Source organism: Actinomadura litoris (genome assembly GCF_009733595.1).
Lineage (GTDB): Bacteria > Actinomycetota > Actinomycetes > Streptosporangiales > Streptosporangiaceae > Spirillospora > Spirillospora litoris.
Genome location: NZ_WOFH01000010.1, coordinates 219,832 through 238,944, shown reverse-complemented (window position 1 = coordinate 238,944; position 19,113 = coordinate 219,832). Strand labels below are relative to the sequence as shown.

The window sequence follows — 19,113 nt, the reverse complement described above, 5'->3', positions numbered from 1 at the left end:
CCCTAAAACCATTGGAGTTCTACAACTATTCCCGGGCGGCGGCGAGGGCGGCCGCACGCCGCCTGGCGGCCGGGACGACCAGCGGCGTCCCGGTCTCGGGGCACTCGATCACCCGGCAGGGCAGCCTGAAGACCTCCTCGACCAGCTCGGCGGTCACCACGGCGGACGGGTCGCCCTCCGCCACGACGCGTCCGTCGCGCATCGCGAGGAGGTGCGTGGCGTAGCGGGCGGCGTGGTTCAGGTCGTGCAGCACGGCGACGATCGTCCGGCCCTCCTCGTGGAGCCGCGCGCACAGGTCGAGGACCTCGATCTGGTGCGCGATGTCCAGGTAGGTCGTCGGCTCGTCCAGCAGCAGCAGCGGGGTCTGCTGGGCGAGGGCCATCGCGATCCACACGCGCTGGCGCTGGCCGCCCGACAGCTCGTCCACCGCCCGGTCGGCGAGCCCGTCCACGCCGGTGGCCTCCATCGACTCGGCGACGACCCGCTCGTCCTCGCGCGACCACTGCCGCAGCAGGCCCTGGTGCGGGTACCGGCCGCGCGCGACCAGGTCGGCGACCGCGATGCCCTCCGGCGCGATCGAGGACTGCGGCAGCAGCCCGAGCGTCCGCGCCAGCTTCTTGGCGGGCCAGCCCGCGATGGGGCGGCCGTCCAGCACGACCGACCCGGCCGACGGCTTGAGGATCCGGGCCAGCGCCCGCAGCAGCGTCGACTTCCCGCACGCGTTCGGGCCGACGATCACGGTGAACGAGCCGTCGGGGATGGCGACGTCCAGCCCCTCGGCGACGGTCCGCCGGTCGTAGGCGAGCGTCAGCCCGGTCCCGGTCAGGCGGGGGCCGGTCGCGTTCGTTGCCGTCATCAGATCCGTCCCGTCTTGCGTTCGGTCACGAGGAGCCAGACCAGGTACCCGCCGCCGAGCAGGCCGGTCACCACGCCGACCGGGAGCCGGCGCTCCGCGAAGGCGTGCTGCGCGATCCAGTCGGCGGCCACCAGCAGCACCGCGCCCATGCAGAGCGCGGGCAGCAGGTTCGGCCCGGTCGTGCGGGTGAGGCGCCGGGCGAGCTGCGGCGCGGTGAGCGCGACGAACGACACCGGGCCGGCCGCCGCCGCCGCGAGCGAGGTGAGCAGCACGGCCGCCAGCAGCATGATCGTCCGGACCCGCTCGATCGGGACGCCCAGGCCGTGCGCCGCGTCGTCGCCCATCTCCAGCATCCGCAGCGCCCGCCCGCATCCGGCGAGGACCAGCGGCCCGAGGACGGCGAGCGCGACGAGCAGCGGCGCGGAGTCCGACCAGTCGCGCCCGTCCAGGCTGCCGGTCAGCCACAGGACGGCGCGGGCCGCGTCGGTGATGTTCGCCTGGGTGAGCAGGTAGCCGTTCACGCCGGTGAGGATCGCGGCGACGCCGATGCCGACGAGGATGAGCCGCTGGCCGTGCGCGGCGCCGCGCCCGGCGACCGCGTACACCAGCAGCCCGGTCGCGAGCCCGCCCGCGGCGGCGCCCGAGGCGACCGCGACGCTGCCGCCGCCCGTCAGCACGACGACCGCGAGCACGCCGGACGCCGCGCCCTGGCTGAACCCCAGGATGTCGGGGCTGCCGAGCGGGTTGCGGACGAGCGACTGGAAGACGGCCCCGGACAGCCCGAGCGCGGCCCCGACCGCGAGCGCGGTGCCGACCCGGGGCAGCCGGATCTCGTTGACGATGAGCGAGTCGGCGGGCGAGCCGCGCCCGGCGAGCGTCGCCACGACGTCGGCCGGGCCCATCGGGAAGTCGCCGCTGCCGATCAGCAGGACGCCCAGCCCGAGCGCGGCCAGCAGGCAGGCACCGGACACGGCGAACGCGCGCGGCCGGAACCGGAACGACATGCCGCCGGGCGTCCGGACGGTCGCGAACCGCGGTGCCCGGCTCATGCCGCCGCCCCGCCGCGCGGCCGCCGGGCGAGGCGCGGCCGCCGCACGAAGTACAGGAACACCGGCCCGCCGAGCACGACCATGACGATCCCCACCTGGAGTTCGGACGGCCGGACGAGGACGCGTCCGAGCACGTCCGCGCCCAGCATCAGCGCGGGCGCCAGCACCGCGCAGTACGGCAGCAGCCAGCGCAGGTCGGGCCCGGTCAGCGCGCGGACCAGGTGCGGCACCATCAGCCCGACGAAGATGATCGGCCCGCACGCCGCCGTCGCCGCCCCGCTCAGCAGCGTCACCGCGGCGATGGCGGCGATCCGCGCGCGGGCGGGCCGGGCGCCGAGCGCGCGCGCCGCGTCCTCGCCCATCGCCATCGCGTTCAGCGGGCGCGCGAGCAGCAGCGCGAGCGCGAGGCCCGCGAGCACGAACGGCGCGACGCGCACGACCGTGGAGGGCTGCGCGGCGGCGAGGGAGCCGACCGTCCAGAACCGCATCCGGTCGAGGGAGGCGGTGTCGAGGAGCTGCACCGCGCTGACGTAGGAGTACAGCGCCGCGTTCAGCGCGGACCCGGCCAGCGCGAGCCGCGCCGGGGTCGCGCCGCGTCCGCCGCCGACCGCGTAGAGCAGGACGGCCACCACCCCGGCGCCCGCGAACGCGAACCACACGAACCCGGCGAACGAGGAGATGCCGAGGAAGGAGATCGCGGAGACGACGGCGGCGGACGCGCCCGCGTTGACGCCGAGCAGCCCCGGGTCGGCGAGCGGGTTGCGGGTGAGCGCCTGCATCACCGCGCCCGCGAGGCCGAGCGCGACACCGGCGAGGAGGCCGAGCAGCGTCCGGGGCAGCCGCATCTGGTGGACGACGGTGTAGCTCGCGGAGTCCTCGTGGAGGAGACCGTTCCACGCCTGCCCGACCGACAGCGGCCGGGCGCCGACCGCGAGGCTCAGCACGAGGACGGCGAGCAGCAGCGCCAGGGCGCCGAGCAGCCCGGCGGCGCGCATGCCGGAACGCGCGCGCACGGCGGTCCGCGGGACCGCGGCACCGGCCACGGCCTGCGGCGATTTCATCAAGGACACGGGCGAGGCTCCGGGGGGACGGGCCGGGGGGCCGCACCGCCCCCACCATCGAACATCGACTTAGGTTAGGTTAACCTAAGCGCCCATCGGGTCGGAATCCAACCCACACCGACCGCTTTCAACCCCTCATCACACCGATCCGCGCACCGTCGCACGACCGCAGGAGAAGCAACCGGAATGTCGAACATCGGGGCCCGTCACCTCACCCGCCGCGGCCTGCTGGGCGCGGGCGGCGCCGTCGCCCTCGCGGCCCTCACCGGCGCGTGCGGCGGCGACGACGGCGGGGACGCCGCCGCCTCGCCCGGCGGCGGAGCCTGGTCGTTCACCGACGACCGGGGCACCAGGGTGGAGCTGAAGGCCCGTCCGAAACGCGTCGTCGGCTACGTCGGCACGGCCGCCGCGCTCTACGACTTCGGCGTCGACGAGCAGCTCGTCGGCGTGTTCGGCCCGACGCGGCTGAAGGACGGCAAGCCCGACCCGCAGGCCGGGAACCTGCCCGTCGACCGGCTCACCTCCATCGGCAACGCGTTCGGCGAGTTCAACATCGAGAAGTACGCGGCGCTGCGCCCCGACCTGCTCGTCGACAACATGTTCGTGAAGGGCGAGCTGTTCTACGTTCCCGTGGAGAGCAAGGACAAGATCTACGCGCTGGCGAAGAGCGTCGCGCTGTCCACCGGCGCCGTCCCGCTGCCGAGGCCCATCGAGCGGACGGCCGCGCTGGCCGCCGCGCTCGGCGCCGACCTGAAGGCGCCCGAGGTCACGGCCGCGAAGGCCCGCTTCGACAAGGCGGCCGAGGCGCTGCGCGCCGCCGCCAAGGGCAACCCGGGGCTGAAGGTGCTGGCCGCGTCCGCGAGCCCGGACCTGTTCTACGCCTCCAGCCCGGCCAAGAACACCGACCTCATCTACTTCAAGGAGCTCGGCGTCGACCTGATCGTGCCGGCCAGGCTCGACACCAACGGCTACTTCGAGAACCTGAGCTGGGAGAACGCCGACCGCTACCGGGCCGACGTGATCATGCTCGACAGCCGCACGCAGGCGCTCCAGCCGAAGGACCTCGGCTCCAAGCCGTCCTGGGGCGACCTGCCCGCGGTGAGGGCCGGGCAGGTCATCCCCTGGCAGCCCGAGCCCCGCTTCTCCTACGAGGGCTGCGCGCCGATCCTTGAGGCCCTCGCGACGTCCATCAAGTCCGCCAAGAAGACCGGTTGAGGAGAGACCAGATGACGGCTCCGGCCGACCCGTACGGATTCTTCGAACTGCACGTCCTGCGGTGCGCGCCGCTCGGCCCGTCGATGGTGCGCGTCACCTTCGGCGGGGCGTGCCTGGACGCCTCCGCGAGCGGCACCGACGCGTTCGTGTCCAGTGGGCGCGACCAGCGTTTCAAGCTGTTCCTCCCCCACCCGCACCAGGACGCGCCGGTGATGCCCGCCGACTGGTCGCCCGACACCTGGTTCGCCGACTGGCGCGCCATGGACCCGGCCGAGCGCGGCATCATGCGCTCCTACACCGTCCGCGCCCAGCGCCCCGGCGAACTGGACGTGGACTTCGTCCTGCACCTGGACGGCGCGTCCGGCCCGGCGGCGCGGTGGGCGGCGGCGGCGCGGCCGGGCGACCGGGTCGTCGTGCTCGGGCCCACCGGCCCGGACAACGGCGGCTACGACTTCCGTCCGCCGCCCGGCGCGCCGGTGCTCATCGCGGGCGACCTGACCGCGCTGCCCGCCGTCGCGGGCAACCTCGCCTGGCTGCCCGCCGGGACCCCCGCGCGGGTGTGGGTCGAGGCGCCGGACGCCGCCGACCACCAGGACCTGCCGACCGAGGCCGACGCCGACGTCGCGTGGGTCTCCCCCGGCGGGCTGCTGGAGGCCGTCCGCGCCGCGACCGTCCCGGACGGGACCTACGCGTGGATCGCGGGCGAGTCCGCCACCGTCAAGGCGCTGCGGCGGCACCTGGTCAACGAGCGCGGCATGGACCGCCGCTCGGTCACCTTCACCGGCTACTGGCGGCGCGGCGCGACCGAGGAGGACCTGCTCGCCGAGGTCGTCGCGGGCGGCAGCCCCGCCACCGAGGAGTGACGCGGGGCCTCATCCACCGTCCGGGGGACGGCGCGCCGCGTCGCCCCCGGACGCCGCGTCGCCCCCGGACACCGTTTCGCCCCCGGACGCCGTTTCGCGTCCGGACACCGTTCCGGCCTCCGTCGCGGCCTCGGCGGGTGCCGGGGCGTCCTGGTGTCCCGGCCACCAGGCGGCGTGCCCGAGCAGCACCGTCACCGCCGGGACGAGGAACATCGACATCACGAACGCCGCGAGGATGACGCCGAGCGCCACCGTCGTCCCCATCTCCTGCATCGCGTCGGCCTCGGCGAGCAGGAACGTCGCGAAGCTGCCCGCCAGGATGAGCCCGGCGGAGGCGACGGTCGGCGCGGCCTGCTCGAACGCGTGCGCGACGCCCCGCCGGGGCGGGTGCCCGGCCCGCGCCTCCTCGCGCAGCCGCGCGATGACGAGGATGTTGTAGTCGGTGCCGAGCGCGGTCACGAACAGGTACACGATCAGCGGCAGGAAGAAGATCACGCCCGTGTGGCCCTCGCCCCACTGGAACAGCGCCACGCTCGCGCCGACGGTCCCGAGGAAGCTCAGCACCACGGCGATCATCAGGTAGACCGGCGCGACGACGCTGCGCAGCAGCAGCCCGAGGATGAGCGCGATCAGCAGCCCGGCGATGGGGAACACGACCGTGTAGTCGCGGTTCATCGCCTTCTGGAGGTCGACCATGACGGCGGTCTGCCCGCCCACGACCACCTCCGTGCCCGGCGGCGCCGCCGCGTGCGCGGCGTCGCGGACGGGCCCGGCGACGGCGTCCATCGCCTCCTTCGACAGCGGGTCGGTGCTGAGCTGCGCCTCGATCAGCGCGGTGCGCCCGTCGACGCCGGGCACCGGCGGGGTGACCGCCGCGACGCCGCTCGCCGTCCGCAGCCGCGCCGCGACCCGCTCCGGCACCCCGGGCGCGAGCGGCGCGGCGCCGTGCACGAACACCTGCGTGGCGTCCTCGGCCCCGGCGGGGAAGCCCTTCTCCAGGTCGTCCAGGCCCTTGGCCGCCTCCGTCCCGGGCGGCGCGGAGGCCATGTTGAAGTTCGCGCTGAACCCGAGCGCGCACACCGACAGCGCCACCAGGACGGCGCCCGACACCAGCGCCACCGGCCACGGGCTCCGCCCGATGAAGGCTCCGAGCCGCCCGGCCCTGCGGTGCGGCGGCTCCGCCCGCCACGACCGGCTCGGCCAGAACACCTTCGCGCCGAGCAGCGACACCACGGCCGGGATCAGCGTCAGCGCCGCGACCAGCGTCGTCGCGACCGCGATGCCCATCGCCGGGCCCATCGTCTTCAGCATCCCGAGCGAGGCCAGGATCAGCGCGCTGAACGCCACGATGACCGCGCAGGCCGCCGAGGCGATCACCTCGCCGACCCGCTCGACCGCCGCGACCATCGCGGTCTTCCCGTCCTCCCCGGCCCGCAGCCGCTCCCGGTAGCGGAACAGCAGGAACAGGATGTAGTCGGTCCCGACGCCGAACAGCACGATCGGCATCAGCGACTGCGTCAGGCTGTCGCCCTTGAGGTCGAACACCTTGTTGACGGTGCCGATCAGCGCCAGCGCCACCGTCATCACCAGGCCCACCGTGACCAGCGGCAGGAACGCCGCGACCACGCTGCGGAACGTGAAGATCAGCAGTACGAAGATCACCACGACCGTGGCGCCGAGCGTGATCGCGTCGCTGCGCTCGTAGGACTTCTGCGCGTCGGCGTTGATCGCCGCGTTCCCGGTGACGCGCGCGGTCACGCCGGTGCCGCGCGTCCCGTCCGCCAGCCGGTCGCGCATCCGGTCGATGGCCCGGGTGACGTCGGGGTCGTCGAAGCTCTCCGAGGTGAACCGCACATTGATCATCTCGACCAGGCGGTTGCGCGCGAGGGCCCCCACCGACACGCGCTGGACGCCCTGGAGCCGGTCGTCCTCCAGCATCCGGCTCAGCCGCACCGTGACCATCCGGTCGGCCTCGGTCAGCGGGCCGCCGTCCGCGCGCGTCACGGCGATGATCGCGAGCTGCCCCCGGGTCTGCGGGAACGCGTCCCGGGTGAGGTCGAGCGCCCGCACCGACTCATACGAGCCGGGCAGGAAGTCCGTCTGCTCGGTGCTGGCCTTGAAGCGCGGCGCGAAGCCGGCCAGCAGCACGGCCGCGACCACCCACGCCGCGATGACCCACCATCGGCGCCGCACCACGAACCGCGCCAGCCCACCGAACATAGAGGCCCCCCGAAGATCACTCCATCCCCGGACGACCTCCTACCCACCGCAACGAACCAGACACACCGGGCGACCACCCCCGTCCCGGACGGGGCACATGTGGTTCGAACGCGTTCCACTGTTGTCGATCCAATTTTCATTGGAGCGATCCATTGTGGATACGCAGTCGAAATTTCAGTTCTTGTCCACCGATTGAACTGCGGTTATGGTCCCAATAATTAGTATACTTTCCTAATAGAAAGGACCAGGTCCACCGTGGCCACCAGCCGCTCCCCCCTCCGGACGCTCCTCTCCGGATGTACAGCGCTCCTCCTGATGCTCGGCCTATCCCTGGCCGTGACAACCCCCGCCCATGCCGAGGGCCCCACCGCCGCCTGCCGCACCGTCCAGGAATGGGGCGGCGGAGCCCAGTACGCATGCACCATCACCAACGGCGGCGGCTCCTCCATGTCGAACTGGAAACTGGAGTTCGACCTGGGATCCAACGTGCAGATGGGTTCGTACTGGGACGCCGTGCTCACCAGTTCGGGCAGCCATCACACCTTCGCCGGACGTGACTACAACTCCACGATCGCCTCCGGAGGCTCGGCGACCTTCGGGTTCCTGGTGTCCTACAGCGGGACGCTCGCCGGGCCGCAGAACTGCCGGCTCGACGGCCGGCCCTGCGAGGGCGCGCCCACGGACGCGGCGCCGAGCGTCCCGGCCAACCTGCGCACCACCGAGGTGACCGCCGACTCGGTCTCGCTCGCGTGGGACGCCTCGACCGACGACCACGGCATCAAGAACTACGACGTGCTGAACGGCACGACCGTCGCCGCGACCGTCACCGGCACCAGCGCGAAGATCACCGGCCTCACCGCGGGCACCCGCTACTCCTTCAGCATCCGGGCCCGCGACACCGCCGACCAGCTCTCCGCCGCCACCGACGCGGTCACCGTCACCACCACCGGCACGGGCGAGGACACCCCGCCCTCCAAGCCGGCCGACCTGCGCGTCACCAAGACGACCGGCGACTCGGTCGCGCTCGCCTGGACCGCCGCCACCGACGACCACGGTGTGACCGGGTACGACGTCCTGCAGAACGGCTCGGTCGTCCAGTCGGTGACCGGCACGACCGCCACCGTCTCCGGCCTGACCGCGGGCAGCTACAAGTTCACGGTCCGCGCCAAGGACTCCGCCGGCCAGACCTCCGCCCTCAGCAACGAGGTCACCGCCACCGTCGGCCCCGGCACCGGGGGCTGCCGCCCCGACGGCCTCTACCAGACGCCGGGCGTCACCCCGAACTACTGCGAGACCTACGACAACGACGGCCGCGAGAAGATGGGCACCGGCCACCAGCGCCGCTCCATCGGCTACTTCACCGGCTGGCGCGACGGCAAGAACAACACCCCCCGCTACCTCGCCAGCGACATCCCGTGGGACAAGATCACCCACATCAACTACGCGTTCGCGCACATCGACAACCAGAACAAGGTCTCGGTCGGCGGGAGCAACGCCGACAACCCGGCCATCGGTGAGGAGTGGCCCGGCGTCAAGGGCGCGGAGATGGACCCCGCCTACTCCTACAAGGGCCACTTCAACCTTCTCAACAAGTTCAAGAAGCAGCACCCGAACGTGAAGACGCTCGTCTCGATCGGCGGCTGGGCGGAGAGCGGCGGCTACATCGACGACAGCGGCAAGCGCATCGCGTCCGGCGGCTTCTACACGCTGACCGACAGCCAGGCGAAGATCAACACCTTCGCCGACTCGGTCGTCTCGTTCGTCCGCCAGTACGGCTTCAACGGCGCGGACATCGACTACGAGTACGCCACCTCGATGAAGTACGCCGGCCACCCCGACGACTTCACCTTCTCCAACGCGCGCCGCGACAAGCTGATGGCCGGCTACGTGGCCCTCATGAAGACGCTGCGCGAGAAGCTGGACGCGGCCAGCGCCGCCGACGGCAAGTACTACATGCTGACCGCCGCCGTCTCGGCCTCCGGCTGGATCCTGCGCGGCCACGACACCTACCAGGTCACCCCGTACCTGGACTACGCCAACATCATGACCTACGACCTGCACGGGTCGTGGAACCACTTCGTCGGCCCGAACGCCGCCCTCTACGACGACGGCAAGGACAACGAGCAGGTCGACGGCGGCGTGTACAACGCCTACGGGATGGGCTATCTGAACACGGACTGGGCCTACCACTACTTCCACGGCGCGATGCAGGCCGGACGCATCAACATCGGCCTGCCCTTCTACACCCGCGGCTGGCGCGACGTCACCGGCGGGACGAACGGGCTGTGGGGCAAGGCCGCGCTCCCCAACCAGAAGGAGTGCCCGCCGGGCACCGGCGGCACCGTCGGGTCCACGACCCCCTGCGGCAACGGCGCCATCGGCCTCGACAACCTCTGGCACGACCTGGACGACAAGGGCAAGGAGCAGGCCTCGGGCAGCAACCCGATGTGGCACGCCAAGAACCTGGAGAAGGGCATCCAGGGCAGCTACATCGGCGCCTACGGCCTCGACCCCGCCAAGGACCCCGACGACCGCCTCACCGGCACCTACACCCGCCAGTACGACAACACGATGCGCTCGCCGTGGCTGTGGAACAGCACCAAGAAGGTCTTCCTGTCCACCGAGGACGACCAGTCGGTGGCCGCCAAGGCCCAGTACGTGATCGACAAGGGCATCGGCGGCGTCATGTTCTGGGAGCTCGCCGGTGACTACGCCTGGGACCCGTCCCGCAACGACGGCAAGGGCGAGTACTTCATCGGCAACACGCTCACGACCCTGATCGACGACAAGCTCAAGACGGCCGGGCCGTACCAGAACCTCAAGTCCGACCACGCCATGCCCACCGACCTCCTCAATGTGAAGGTCGACCTCGTCAACTTCCCCGTGGGCGACGCCAACTACCCCATCAGCCCGAAGTTCCAGATCACCAACAACTCGGGCCAGACCATCCCGGGCGGCGCCGTGCTGAAGTTCGACTACGGCACCTCGGCCCCGGCCTCGATGACCCAGCAGTCCGGCTGGACCCTCTCCGTCCAGGCGGGCCACAACGGCAACAACACCGGCGGCCTGAAGGGCGACTTCCACCGGGCCACGATGACCATCCCGAGCTACACGAGCATCCCCAACGGCAGCAGCGCCACGGTGGCCCTCAGCTACCAGCTGCCGATCGCCACACCGTCCAACTTCGTCCTCACCTTCGGAGGCAAGTCCTACGCCCTGTCCCAGGACAACCCCAGAACCGCCTCGGTAGGCGGCCTGCGCCGCTGACCCCGACCCTCTGACGCAGGGCGCATGCCACCGGGCATGCGCCCTGCTCCATTTGGGAGCCCATCGAAATCGGTCGCACTGCGCGAACCATCACAACCCGACCGGATCTACGTTGTAGGGTACGGTCGACCAGCGGTCGACCCGTCCCCGTGCCCGTATGCCCGCCGAGACGTGCCGCCCGAAGAAGGTCGGCTCCCCTCGAAGGCGACGAGACGAAGTTGAGGACCCCCGGCGAATGTGCCATCGCAAACGCGCGGTTCCCCCGCACCGGACGAATTCCTCAGGCCCACCCCCGCCCTTCGGCGACCCGACGCGGTCGCACCCCGCATCGCGACGTCCCCACTCCTAACACCGCCGATATCCCAGGAGGGCGATTGCCCATGAAAGCGGCGACGCCGTGAACGCGACGGCCCCCAAGACCTTCAAGGCGACCGCCACGCGTCCGCTGCCGGGCGCCCTGATCGCCGTCGGCGTCTGCGTCGCGGCCCTGGCGGCCGCGGTGGCCGTGCTCGCCGTCCAGGGCTCACCGGTCATCGTCGTGCCGGCCCTGTTCATCTCCGCGGCGGCCCTGTGGCCGGCCATCTCGTTGTCCAAACAGGTGCGGGCATTTCCAAAAGTGCACGTCGATTCGGGCGGGATGACGGTATCCGCGCAGAGCCACGAATGGCGCATCCTCTGGGAGCATGCCACGCAGGTGGCGGTGGTCCCGATGCACGGCCTCTCGAACCACGGATGGCTGGTCGTCTGGCCGCGGGAGGGAATCGCCAAACCGGCCCCCCGGCCGCACTTCCCCGAATGGCGGCCCGAACTGTCGGCGATAAAGTTCTGCGACCTGGACCTCCTCGGGGACTCCCGCCCCGAGGCGATCGAGACGATCAAGAAGGCGGCCGGGCCGCTGTGGACCGACACGCCACCGCGCGTCGAACAGCGCCCGTGACGAGACTGGATGGAGAGCGACCATGGGAGCAACCGGTTTCCCGGAATTCGACCGGGAACTGAGCAAGCTCACTGAACAACTGAACCTGGCCATGGACATCCCCGAGCGGGTGGCGGCCGTCAAGGGCGAGGGCGAGTCCGCCGACCGCTTCGTCAAGGTCGTCGTCGACTCGACGGGGAAGCTGGAGAGCCTGGAGATCAACCCCCGGGCCATGCGCGGTGACTCCCAGACGCTCACGGAGTCCATCACCGCCGCCTACACCATCGCCTACGACGCGATGCAGAAGCAGATCCAGGAGATCATCGCGCCGGCGACCGAGGGCAGCGAGATGTTCGCGAAGATCGCGGAGGACCGGGCCGCCGAGGCGGGACTGGTCGACAGCCCGGAGGAGGTGGCGCGGGCGATCAGCGCCGCCCCCGACCCGGTCAGGGAGATGATGGCCCAGCTGGACAAGCTCAAGCGACTCTTCTGACCCGCTCCCCACCCACACCCCCGGAGGCCGGCATGGCAAACCTTCATTTCGACGAGAACTCGATCTACGCGGGCGCGCAGGCGATGAACGACCTGCCCCGCGCGCACATGGCCGCGGCGAAGAAGTACGTCGACAGCGACACCGAGCTCGGCATGACCGCGCTGGGCATCGTCGGCATCCCCGCGATCTCGACCTACAACGGCATGCGCCACGAGATGCAGGGCAACATCAAGAGCGGCCTCGACACGATCCAGAAGCTCGCCGACGGGCTCGCCACCGTCGCGAAGAACTACGGCAAGGCCAACGCCGCCAGCACGATCCAGGCGGGCGCCCAGGCGATCCCCTACGCCCCGGTGAAGCCGGTGGGCAGCGACGTCGGCACCCCCGAGGGCTGGGCGATGGCCGTCCCCGGCGGCCCCATGCTCGTCATCCGCGCGCTCGCCATCTACATCGGGCTCTCCAGTTGCAGCGCGGTCGACAAGCTGTGCCTCATCTCGCTCGGCATGTGGCGGCTCTTCAAGCCCGACGACGACAACCTCAACAAGGTCGCGGAGGCCTGGGTCCAGATCGAGAAGCAGCTCGGCGCGACCAAGACCACGGTGGAGACCATCACCAAGAACCAGCTGGGGCCGACGAGGTGGAAGACCGAGGGCGCCGACAACTCCAAGGCCAGCTTCGAGAACTTCATGAGCCTCACCTTCTTCAGTGAGCTGGACGAGACGAAGAGCCGCGCCGGCACCACCCACGAGAAGCTCCGCGGCATGAAGGAGGACCTCAACCTCGTCCAGAGCGTCTTCTTCGTCTACGTCATGGCCTGCCTCGCCGCGCTCATCACCGCCTTCATCGCGTCCTTCTACCCGCCCCTCAAACCCGCGGCCGAAGCGGCGAAGAAGGCCGTCGCCACCCTCCTGTCCATCGGCACCGCCGGCGCCCTGGCCGCGATCCTCGCCCTCGCCGCCAGCAAGCTGAGCGACATCGGCTCGATGTGGTTCGGCCGCGAGCAGGCCTTCCAACCGAACCGCATCAACGAGGACGGCCTCACCACGAACTTCTCCGACGTCAACAAGATGAACTGGAACTGGACCGGCGGCCAGGTCCGCCAGCCGTAGCGGCGGAGCGATCCGGTATTCGCCGAGGCGGCGAGGGCGCGTAGGCGCGGGATGGTTTCGGCCCGTCCTTCCCCATCGGACGGGCCCGATCCAAAGCGTCCTGCGCGCCTTCAAAGGCGACCGCCGCCGAAATCCCCTGCTTGTGAAATAGTGCGGTCGGCGGTGTAATGACCGCATGGGAGATCTCTTAAGATCGAAAAGCGTATTCCTGGTTGGATTCGTCGCCGTCGCGACGGGGCCGATCGAACCACCGGCGAACGCGGCCCCCTTGCCCAAATGGGCCATCGTGAACCTCGGCGTACTTCCAGGTGGCAACACCAGCCGCGCGACCGCCGTCAACGACCAAGGTGTCGTCGCCGGTTACAGCAACACGGCCAAAGGCACTTATCACGCGGTCCGCTGGAACCCCACCGGAGGCATAACCGACCTCGGTCTCCTCCCCGGCGGCACCTACAGCTACGCCCACGGAATCAACAACCGCGGCGAAATCGTCGGCTACGCGAACACCGCCAACGGCACCGACCGCGCCGTGCGCTGGGCTCCGAACGGAGCCATCACCGATCTCGGCACCCTCCCAGGCCGCTCCGGCGGCTACGCCGCGGCGATCAACGACACCGGGGCCGTGGTCGGCTACACGCCGATCCAGGCCGGGGTCTTCCACGCGGTGAGATGGAAGCCGGGAGGCCCCGTTTCCGACCTCGGTACGACCTCCCCGCTGGGCTCGACCACCGCCGCCGCGATCAACAAGAGCGGTGTCGTGGCCGGGACCACCTTCGAGGGATCTCAGGAGCGCGACTACCAGGCCGTCACCTGGGCCGCGGGAAGCACCAAGCTCGTCGCGCTTCCGCCACTGCCCGGCGGCGGCCCGCACAGCAGCGCGGAGGGCGTCAGCGACAAGGGATTGATCGTCGGCTATTCGCAGTCCGACCGCAATGTTCCCAACATCTACCCCATCCACGCGGCCCTGTGGGCCCGTGGCGCCGCCACGCCCACCGACCTCGGCACACTGACCGGCGCCGGCGGCCAAAGCCTCGCGAACGGCGTCAACGCCGCGGGCACCATCGTCGGCGCCTCGACGACGAGCACGCCCGGCGACAACCAGGCGGTCCTGTGGAAACAGGACAAGACCGGTTGGCACATAGCGCCACTGCCCCAACTGCCGCTCGGCAAGCAGAGCGAGGCGACGGCGGTCAACAACAAGGACGGGGTGGTGGGCGAGGCGTCCACCGTGACCGGTCAGAAGTTCGCGGTCCGCTGGAAGCAGTGACCCCGCACCCGGCCTCGGGACGCCCCCTCCCACCCGGCCACAGCGGACCCCCTTCCGCTCCCAAGACCGGCCTGGTCAGGCAGTTAGTCAGGCATCGAACCCGCCCACCCGAACCGACATCACGTCCCAATGACCTCGATGAGAACTATCCGCACGTCTTCAAGGGCGCCCGCAGGCGGGCGCCGGGGCGGATTCGAGTCAGCCCGGGGAGCGCCCTGAGTCGCACATGTGCAGGTGGAAGCGGCTACGATCCTCAACCGTGAAACGTGCCTTCATGCCGGTTCTGGCCGTGGCGATAACTATGTCGGGCTGTTCCAGCAGCGACGATCGCTTGTCCTCCGAGTGCGCCATGATCGACAAGACCGTCAACGTACCCGTGGATGCTGACTTCGATGAGGCCAAGTTCGCCGCGCAGCTTCGGACCCTCCGGGCGAAGCTCAAGGACAGGAATCTAGCCGATCAAGTGGGAATCATCGCCGAGAACTGGGAAGCGCATGCAAAGGTCAAACCCGGCACAACCTATAATCCCGAGAACCCCGAGCAACAAGCCCGTGACAAGCTTCGAGACCGCAGCATAGGGGCAGAAAACCAGCTCTACGCGACCTGCAACAAGACCGGCAACTGGCACGATAATCGGCCCAAGTCCTGATATGTATCGGCCTCCGGCCAGACCGGCAGGCCCCGACCATGTCGGCAAGTAGGGGGCCATAGGGTCCTCGATATGGAGTTCGCCCTCAGTCAGCCCAGTCGCTGGGAAGTCACCTGAAGAGTGGGTCAATCCTTGTGGTTTGGGCTGGCCCCTACAGTGAGGTGGCTGACGACCTCATGTTCTACAGGACCCGTCCGTGCTCCGCCTGAGGACCTGGAGGGGCATGAGATCGTGGACGACTTTTTCCGCGATCCTGCTCGGATCGCCGCCGAACTCGATCGCCGTCACGGCGCCGTCCTGGCGACGGCGACCGTCCACCGGATCCTGGTCCGCTGCGGCCTCAACCGGCTCCGCGACATCGACCCGCCGACCGGCGAGGCTCTGCGGGAGGTCGTCCGCTACGAGCACGACCGGCCTGGCGAACTGATCCATGCGGACGTGAAGAAGTTCGGGCGCATCCCCGCTGGCGGCTGGCGCGTCCACGGCGTCGGCAGCCGCGAGGCCCTCGCGTCCAAGCGCGTCGGACCGGGCACCGGGAGGGTTGGCTGCACCTACCTCCATTCGGCGGTCGACGACCATTCGCGGCTCGCCTACACCGAGACCCTGGACGACGAACGCGGCACCACCGCAGCGGCGTTCTGGCGCAGCGCGGTTGCGTTCTTCGCCAAGTACGACGTGACGGCCATCGAGCGGGTCTCACCGACAACGGCTCCTGCTATTGATCCACCATCTGTGCCGACGCGCTCGCAGCCACCGACACCCGCCACAAGCGGACCCGGCCCTACACACCGCGCACCAACGGCAAGGGCGAACGCTACAACGGCACACTCGCCCGCGAATGGGCTTACATCCCCCCTTCGCCTCCGAGGACGAACGATGCGCGGTGCCCGCCGCCTTCCTCACCCGAACCAAACTCAACCCCCGTCCAACCACCCAAAGCCCCCTCCCCAACCACCGCCGCCACCCCACCGGACCCCACCAAGAGCAGCACAAACCAGACCGGCCGCCGACGAGCCCCACCACTCATGATTCCAGCATCAAGGTCCACCAGGCCCCACACACCGAAACATCAGACCATGACCCAATACGGCCGCCCGTCGCAAAGTTGCCCGCTCGGAATGGTCTATCTCCACGAGGAGTTCCACGCCGCGACGACGAACTGCCGAGCGAAGACACCCGCCGTAAAGCAGGGAGCGAAAATTGGCCGCCCACGGGATCGCAGGACAGGACGACAAGACGACTGCATCCTGAAAAGATCATCGCCGAACGCAAGCGCGTAGCGGGGTGGAGCGGAGCATCATGCTGCTCTGCGAGGCGCCCACGGGGCAGGCCGGACAACAGTCCAGGCACTGAACTTCCATCAGTCGATCACGCTCCTCGACGCGACCGAGACCTATGGGCGCATGGGCATTCGCGCCTACGTCGTCCTGTCCCTCTCATCGGGGGCGCGCACCGAAGAAGTGGAGGCGCCGCGCTGGTCCCCCGTCGTATAACACCGAACGCGACACCTGGCTCCCCGTATGACGACCTCTCCTTCCGGACGGAAACGAGCGCCAGCCTATGAGCGTCCTGCGGGACTCCCGAAGAGCCGGGTCGCCTACGCGTGGGAGTTGCGGCACAGCCACTCGCCGCTGTCGGACATCGGGAGGTCATGGGCATCCGGGGCACTGAGATGGTGTACCGGCATCGACTCCGGCCAGTCCTGCAGGACGGCGCGACCGAGATGGACCGCATCTTTCCGGAGGAGATTGACGGATGCTAGCCAGACGGGATGAGAAAGGCCCCGGTCCGGGTTTGCGGACGGGGCCTGACCTGCGACATGGGAGCATGTTCTTGCTCCCGCGATTGGACTCGAACCAATAACCTGCCGGTTAACAGCCGGCTGCTCTGCCGATTGAGCTACGCGGGATCGTGATGCCGGGTCGGGGCGGGGCCCCGGCGGCGGGTCTAGGTTAGCGCATGTCCGGGGCTGTTCGCGCACGCGTTTCCGGGTGGGCGGGTGGAGGGGCCGATCGTGGGTAGGGGTCGGGGCACGTTACCCGCAGGAACCTGGGAGTTGACATGAAGTACACGTTCATCGCGGGCGCCGCGGTCGGCTACGTCCTCGGGACGCGGGCCGGGCGGGAGCGGTTCGAGCAGCTCAAGCGGTGGTCGCGGCAGGTGTCGGAGAACCCGAGCGTGCAGGACGCGACGGAGCGGCTGCGGTTGAAGGGCGGCGAGGTCGCCGAGGCGGCGAAGGGCAAGGCCGGGAGCATCGCCTCGTCGGCGAAGGAGCGCGTGCCGCATCAGGGCGGGCAGGATGCCGAGGAGCCCTCGGTCCGGCCCGGTTAGAGGCCGGTCTGGCGGCGCAGGTCCTCCAGGATCTGCTCGGCCTGGGCGCGCAGGCCCGGGTCGTCCGGGTCGAGGCCCGCCTCGAAGACGAAGGACCAGCGGACGTCGCCGCCGGTGGCGGGGCGGCGGCCGGCGATGCGGACCTTGCCGCCGCCGGGGAGCCGCGCCTGGTGGCTGACGGCGACGGTCGCGGTGACGCGTTCGCGGACGGTCTCGGGGACCGAGCCCGGGTCGGTCAGGCGGACGTGGTGCTCGGCGCCCCCCGAGGTCTCCTGGACGTGGAGCCAGCCGTCCTTCCAGGAGGCGTGGTCGACGCGCTCCCACGGGACGCGGGTGAAGCCGCCCTCGGGGGTCGGGACGTGCAGGGCCGTGGTGGTGGCCGCGACGTGGGAGCCGCCCCGGGTGGCGGCGGAGGCGAGGACGCGTTCGCCGCGTTCCAGGGTGACGCCGGCGGGCACCCGGCCTCGGAGTAGGCGCATGCCCCAACCGTAGGCGATCAGACGGCCTGGGGGGCGTGCCGGGCGCCGAGGAGGTCCAGGACGAGGGCGGCCGACCAGGAGTGGTCGTGGGAGCCGCGGCCGGTCCCGTCGAAGGGGTCGAAGAACTCGCGGAAGCCGGACTGGCGGACGAGGCGCATCGTCGACCCGTAGAGCAGGTCGGCGATCACCGGCAGGCCGTGGCCGAGGGAGCCGTACCACAGCAGCCAGTTCGTGCTCACCCAGGTGGGGCCGCGCCAGTAGCCGCCGCGGTCGAAGGCGGGGGCCTGGATGTCGCAGGTGGGGACGGGGTATCCGGCGGCCCCGGCGAAGCGGGCCGACAGGAGCAGGTCGACGAGGCTGCGCACGATCGGGGACGGCAGCCCCGGGTCCAGCAGGGGGCCGAACGAGCCCGCCGTGATGACGGGCAGCAGGCGGCCGTCGCGCAGGTCGCGGCCCCGGAAGCAGCCGGTCTCGGCGTCCCAGAGCCGGTCGAGGAGGGCGTCGTGGATGCGCTGCGCGCCGTCGCGGTGGGGGGCGGGGTCGGCGCCGACGAGCGCCGCGAGTTCGGCGAGGGCGTGGGTCGAGGCGAGGTAGGTGGCGTTGACCAGGGGGTCCTCGACGGCGAACGGGTGCGCGTCGCGGAGGTAGCCGGGCCGGTATCCGGCGTCGCGCATGAGGGTGACGAGGCGGACGTAGCGGTCGTGGTCCTCGCCGGTGGGGTGGGCGCGGGGGACGCGGGCGGGCGCGTAGGCGGTGGGCGGGAGCTGGAGCGCGGCGAGGGGCCGGTCCCAGGCGGGGCTGTTGTCCTGGCCCGACTCCCAGGGGTGGCAGATCGCGATGAGGCCGCCGGAGCCGAGGTCGCGGTGGCGGGCGAGGTAGCGGTGCTGGGCGACGAGCATCGGGTAGAGGCGGGCGAGGAACGCGCGGCCGGCGTCCCCGTCGGCGGCGCACTCGTACAGGCGGAGCGCGGCGAGGGCGTGCAGCGGGGGCGGGGTGAGGCCGGAGGTGTGCACGCCCCGGGGCGCGCCCGGCTGGTCCTCGCTGCGCCACAGGTCGGGCCCCGGGAAGAACGCGCGCCGGGCGAGGGTGGTGTTGAAGACGAGGTGCGGGAGCATCCCGTCCGCCCACTGGCCCCGGAACAGCGACAGCAGCTCGGCCTCGGCGCGGGCGGGGCGGTGGCGGGCCAGGCCCATGCTCACGAAGGCGGAGTCGAGGCTCCACTGGTGCGGGTAGAGGCCGGGGGACGCGGCGGTGGCGGCACCGGTCCAGTTGGCGTCCAGCACGCGGGCCGCGGCCTGCCACAGCGCGGTCTCGTCGCCGGTGAGTCGGGGGCTCATG

At 70.8% G+C, this 19,113-nt stretch carries 16 protein-coding genes and 1 tRNA gene; 9 read left to right on the top strand and 8 right to left on the bottom strand.

Annotated elements, in window-relative coordinates; all coding sequences use genetic code 11:
• Nucleotides 1–25 precede the first annotated feature (25 nt).
• The 3 genes from GNZ18_RS27025 to GNZ18_RS27015 are packed head-to-tail and all read right to left on the bottom strand — an operon-like array spanning nt 26 to nt 2,966.
• Nucleotides 26–856 (bottom strand): ABC transporter ATP-binding protein, encoded by an 831-nt coding sequence (locus tag GNZ18_RS27025; RefSeq protein WP_156219352.1) that lies wholly within the window; start codon nt 854–856, stop codon nt 26–28.
• Nucleotides 856–1,905 (bottom strand): FecCD family ABC transporter permease, encoded by a 1,050-nt coding sequence (locus GNZ18_RS27020; protein WP_156219351.1) that lies wholly within the window; start codon nt 1,903–1,905, stop codon nt 856–858. The genes GNZ18_RS27025 and GNZ18_RS27020 overlap by 1 nt, the downstream gene beginning before the upstream one ends.
• Entirely contained in the window at nt 1,902–2,966 is a 1,065-nt protein-coding gene (locus tag GNZ18_RS27015) for a FecCD family ABC transporter permease (protein ID WP_156219350.1), read from the bottom strand. The genes GNZ18_RS27020 and GNZ18_RS27015 overlap by 4 nt, the downstream gene beginning before the upstream one ends.
• Before the next feature lie 186 nt (nt 2,967–3,152).
• On the opposite strand from GNZ18_RS27015, the gene GNZ18_RS27010 reads away from it, so the two are divergent.
• Both GNZ18_RS27010 and GNZ18_RS27005 read left to right on the top strand, forming a co-directional pair.
• On the top strand, nt 3,153–4,181 hold the full coding sequence (locus tag GNZ18_RS27010; RefSeq protein ID WP_156219349.1) for an ABC transporter substrate-binding protein: 1,029 nt from the start codon (nt 3,153–3,155) through the stop codon (nt 4,179–4,181).
• Nucleotides 4,182–4,192: 11 nt separating this feature from the next.
• A complete protein-coding gene (locus tag GNZ18_RS27005; RefSeq protein ID WP_156219348.1) occupies nt 4,193–5,044 on the top strand; it encodes a siderophore-interacting protein in 852 nt (283 codons plus the stop codon).
• Nucleotides 5,045–5,053: 9 nt separating this feature from the next.
• Here GNZ18_RS27005 and GNZ18_RS27000 read toward each other — a convergent pair whose 3' ends face one another.
• Complete coding sequence (locus GNZ18_RS27000) at nt 5,054–7,264, bottom strand: MMPL family transporter (protein WP_156219347.1); 2,211 nt, start codon at nt 7,262–7,264, stop codon at nt 5,054–5,056.
• A gap of 315 nt (nt 7,265–7,579) precedes the next feature.
• Here GNZ18_RS27000 and GNZ18_RS26995 point away from each other — a divergent pair, with 315 nt between their 5' ends.
• From GNZ18_RS26995 to GNZ18_RS26970, 6 genes are all read left to right on the top strand, one after another.
• Nucleotides 7,580–10,531, top strand: a complete 2,952-nt coding sequence (locus GNZ18_RS26995; protein WP_156219346.1) for a glycosyl hydrolase family 18 protein — start codon at nt 7,580–7,582, stop codon at nt 10,529–10,531.
• Between the two features lie 397 nt (nt 10,532–10,928).
• A complete protein-coding gene (locus tag GNZ18_RS26990; protein WP_156219345.1) occupies nt 10,929–11,468 on the top strand; it encodes a hypothetical protein in 540 nt (179 codons plus the stop codon).
• A 22-nt stretch (nt 11,469–11,490) separates the two neighbouring features.
• Nucleotides 11,491–11,940, top strand: coding sequence for a YbaB/EbfC family nucleoid-associated protein (locus tag GNZ18_RS26985; RefSeq protein ID WP_156219344.1), 450 nt, complete (start codon nt 11,491–11,493; stop codon nt 11,938–11,940).
• A 32-nt stretch (nt 11,941–11,972) separates the two neighbouring features.
• Entirely contained in the window at nt 11,973–13,049 is a 1,077-nt protein-coding gene (locus GNZ18_RS26980; RefSeq protein ID WP_156219343.1) for a hypothetical protein, read from the top strand.
• 175 nt (nt 13,050–13,224) lie between these two features.
• Nucleotides 13,225–14,316, top strand: a complete 1,092-nt coding sequence (locus GNZ18_RS26975) for a hypothetical protein (protein ID WP_156219342.1) — start codon at nt 13,225–13,227, stop codon at nt 14,314–14,316.
• Nucleotides 14,317–14,575: 259 nt separating this feature from the next.
• Nucleotides 14,576–14,965, top strand: coding sequence for a hypothetical protein (locus GNZ18_RS26970; RefSeq protein ID WP_156219341.1), 390 nt, complete (start codon nt 14,576–14,578; stop codon nt 14,963–14,965).
• Nucleotides 14,966–15,139: 174 nt separating this feature from the next.
• Here GNZ18_RS26970 and GNZ18_RS44090 read toward each other — a convergent pair whose 3' ends face one another.
• Nucleotides 15,140–15,544 carry a hypothetical protein gene (locus GNZ18_RS44090; RefSeq protein WP_376766286.1) on the bottom strand — a complete coding sequence of 135 codons (405 nt, stop codon included), beginning with the start codon at nt 15,542–15,544 and terminating at the stop codon, nt 15,140–15,142.
• A gap of 1,257 nt (nt 15,545–16,801) precedes the next feature.
• Nucleotides 16,802–16,874: transfer RNA gene (locus tag GNZ18_RS26960), tRNA-Asn, on the bottom strand.
• Between the two features lie 152 nt (nt 16,875–17,026).
• On the opposite strand from GNZ18_RS26960, the gene GNZ18_RS26955 reads away from it, so the two are divergent.
• Nucleotides 17,027–17,296: a YtxH domain-containing protein gene (locus tag GNZ18_RS26955; RefSeq protein ID WP_156219339.1), complete on the top strand. Its 270-nt coding sequence runs from the start codon at nt 17,027–17,029 to the stop codon at nt 17,294–17,296.
• On the opposite strand, the gene GNZ18_RS26950 is transcribed toward GNZ18_RS26955, so the two are convergent.
• Together GNZ18_RS26950 and GNZ18_RS26945 are read right to left on the bottom strand one after the other, a co-directional pair.
• Nucleotides 17,293–17,775, bottom strand: a complete 483-nt coding sequence (locus GNZ18_RS26950; protein ID WP_156219338.1) for a hypothetical protein — start codon at nt 17,773–17,775, stop codon at nt 17,293–17,295. The two genes, GNZ18_RS26955 and GNZ18_RS26950, sit on opposite strands and share 4 nt — an antisense overlap.
• A 17-nt stretch (nt 17,776–17,792) precedes the next feature.
• The gene (locus GNZ18_RS26945) at nt 17,793–19,112 is read right to left on the bottom strand and encodes an MGH1-like glycoside hydrolase domain-containing protein (RefSeq protein ID WP_156219337.1); all 1,320 of its coding nucleotides are present in this window, start codon (nt 19,110–19,112) and stop codon (nt 17,793–17,795) included.
• Between the last annotated feature and the right edge of the window lies 1 nt (nt 19,113).

Excerpts from the sequence above, each read along its gene's own strand:
- GNZ18_RS44090 (WP_376766286.1), bottom strand. The coding sequence starts at position 15,544 with ATGGTCGTCGACCGCCGAATGGAGGTAGGTGCAGCCAACCCTCCCGGT.
- GNZ18_RS27000 (WP_156219347.1), bottom strand. The coding sequence starts at position 7,264 with ATGTTCGGTGGGCTGGCGCGGTTCGTGGTGCGGCGCCGATGGTGGGTC.
- GNZ18_RS27010 (WP_156219349.1), top strand. The coding sequence starts at position 3,153 with ATGTCGAACATCGGGGCCCGTCACCTCACCCGCCGCGGCCTGCTGGGC.
- GNZ18_RS26945 (WP_156219337.1), bottom strand. The coding sequence starts at position 19,112 with ATGAGCCCCCGACTCACCGGCGACGAGACCGCGCTGTGGCAGGCCGCG.
- GNZ18_RS27005 (WP_156219348.1), top strand. The coding sequence starts at position 4,193 with ATGACGGCTCCGGCCGACCCGTACGGATTCTTCGAACTGCACGTCCTG.
- GNZ18_RS27020 (WP_156219351.1), bottom strand. The coding sequence starts at position 1,905 with ATGAGCCGGGCACCGCGGTTCGCGACCGTCCGGACGCCCGGCGGCATG.
- GNZ18_RS26975 (WP_156219342.1), top strand. The coding sequence starts at position 13,225 with ATGGGAGATCTCTTAAGATCGAAAAGCGTATTCCTGGTTGGATTCGTC.
- GNZ18_RS27015 (WP_156219350.1), bottom strand. The coding sequence starts at position 2,966 with ATGAAATCGCCGCAGGCCGTGGCCGGTGCCGCGGTCCCGCGGACCGCC.
- GNZ18_RS26985 (WP_156219344.1), top strand. The coding sequence starts at position 11,491 with ATGGGAGCAACCGGTTTCCCGGAATTCGACCGGGAACTGAGCAAGCTC.
- GNZ18_RS26995 (WP_156219346.1), top strand. The coding sequence starts at position 7,580 with ATGCTCGGCCTATCCCTGGCCGTGACAACCCCCGCCCATGCCGAGGGC.
- GNZ18_RS26955 (WP_156219339.1), top strand. The coding sequence starts at position 17,027 with ATGAAGTACACGTTCATCGCGGGCGCCGCGGTCGGCTACGTCCTCGGG.
- GNZ18_RS27025 (WP_156219352.1), bottom strand. The coding sequence starts at position 856 with ATGACGGCAACGAACGCGACCGGCCCCCGCCTGACCGGGACCGGGCTG.
- GNZ18_RS26950 (WP_156219338.1), bottom strand. The coding sequence starts at position 17,775 with ATGCGCCTACTCCGAGGCCGGGTGCCCGCCGGCGTCACCCTGGAACGC.
- GNZ18_RS26980 (WP_156219343.1), top strand. The coding sequence starts at position 11,973 with ATGGCAAACCTTCATTTCGACGAGAACTCGATCTACGCGGGCGCGCAG.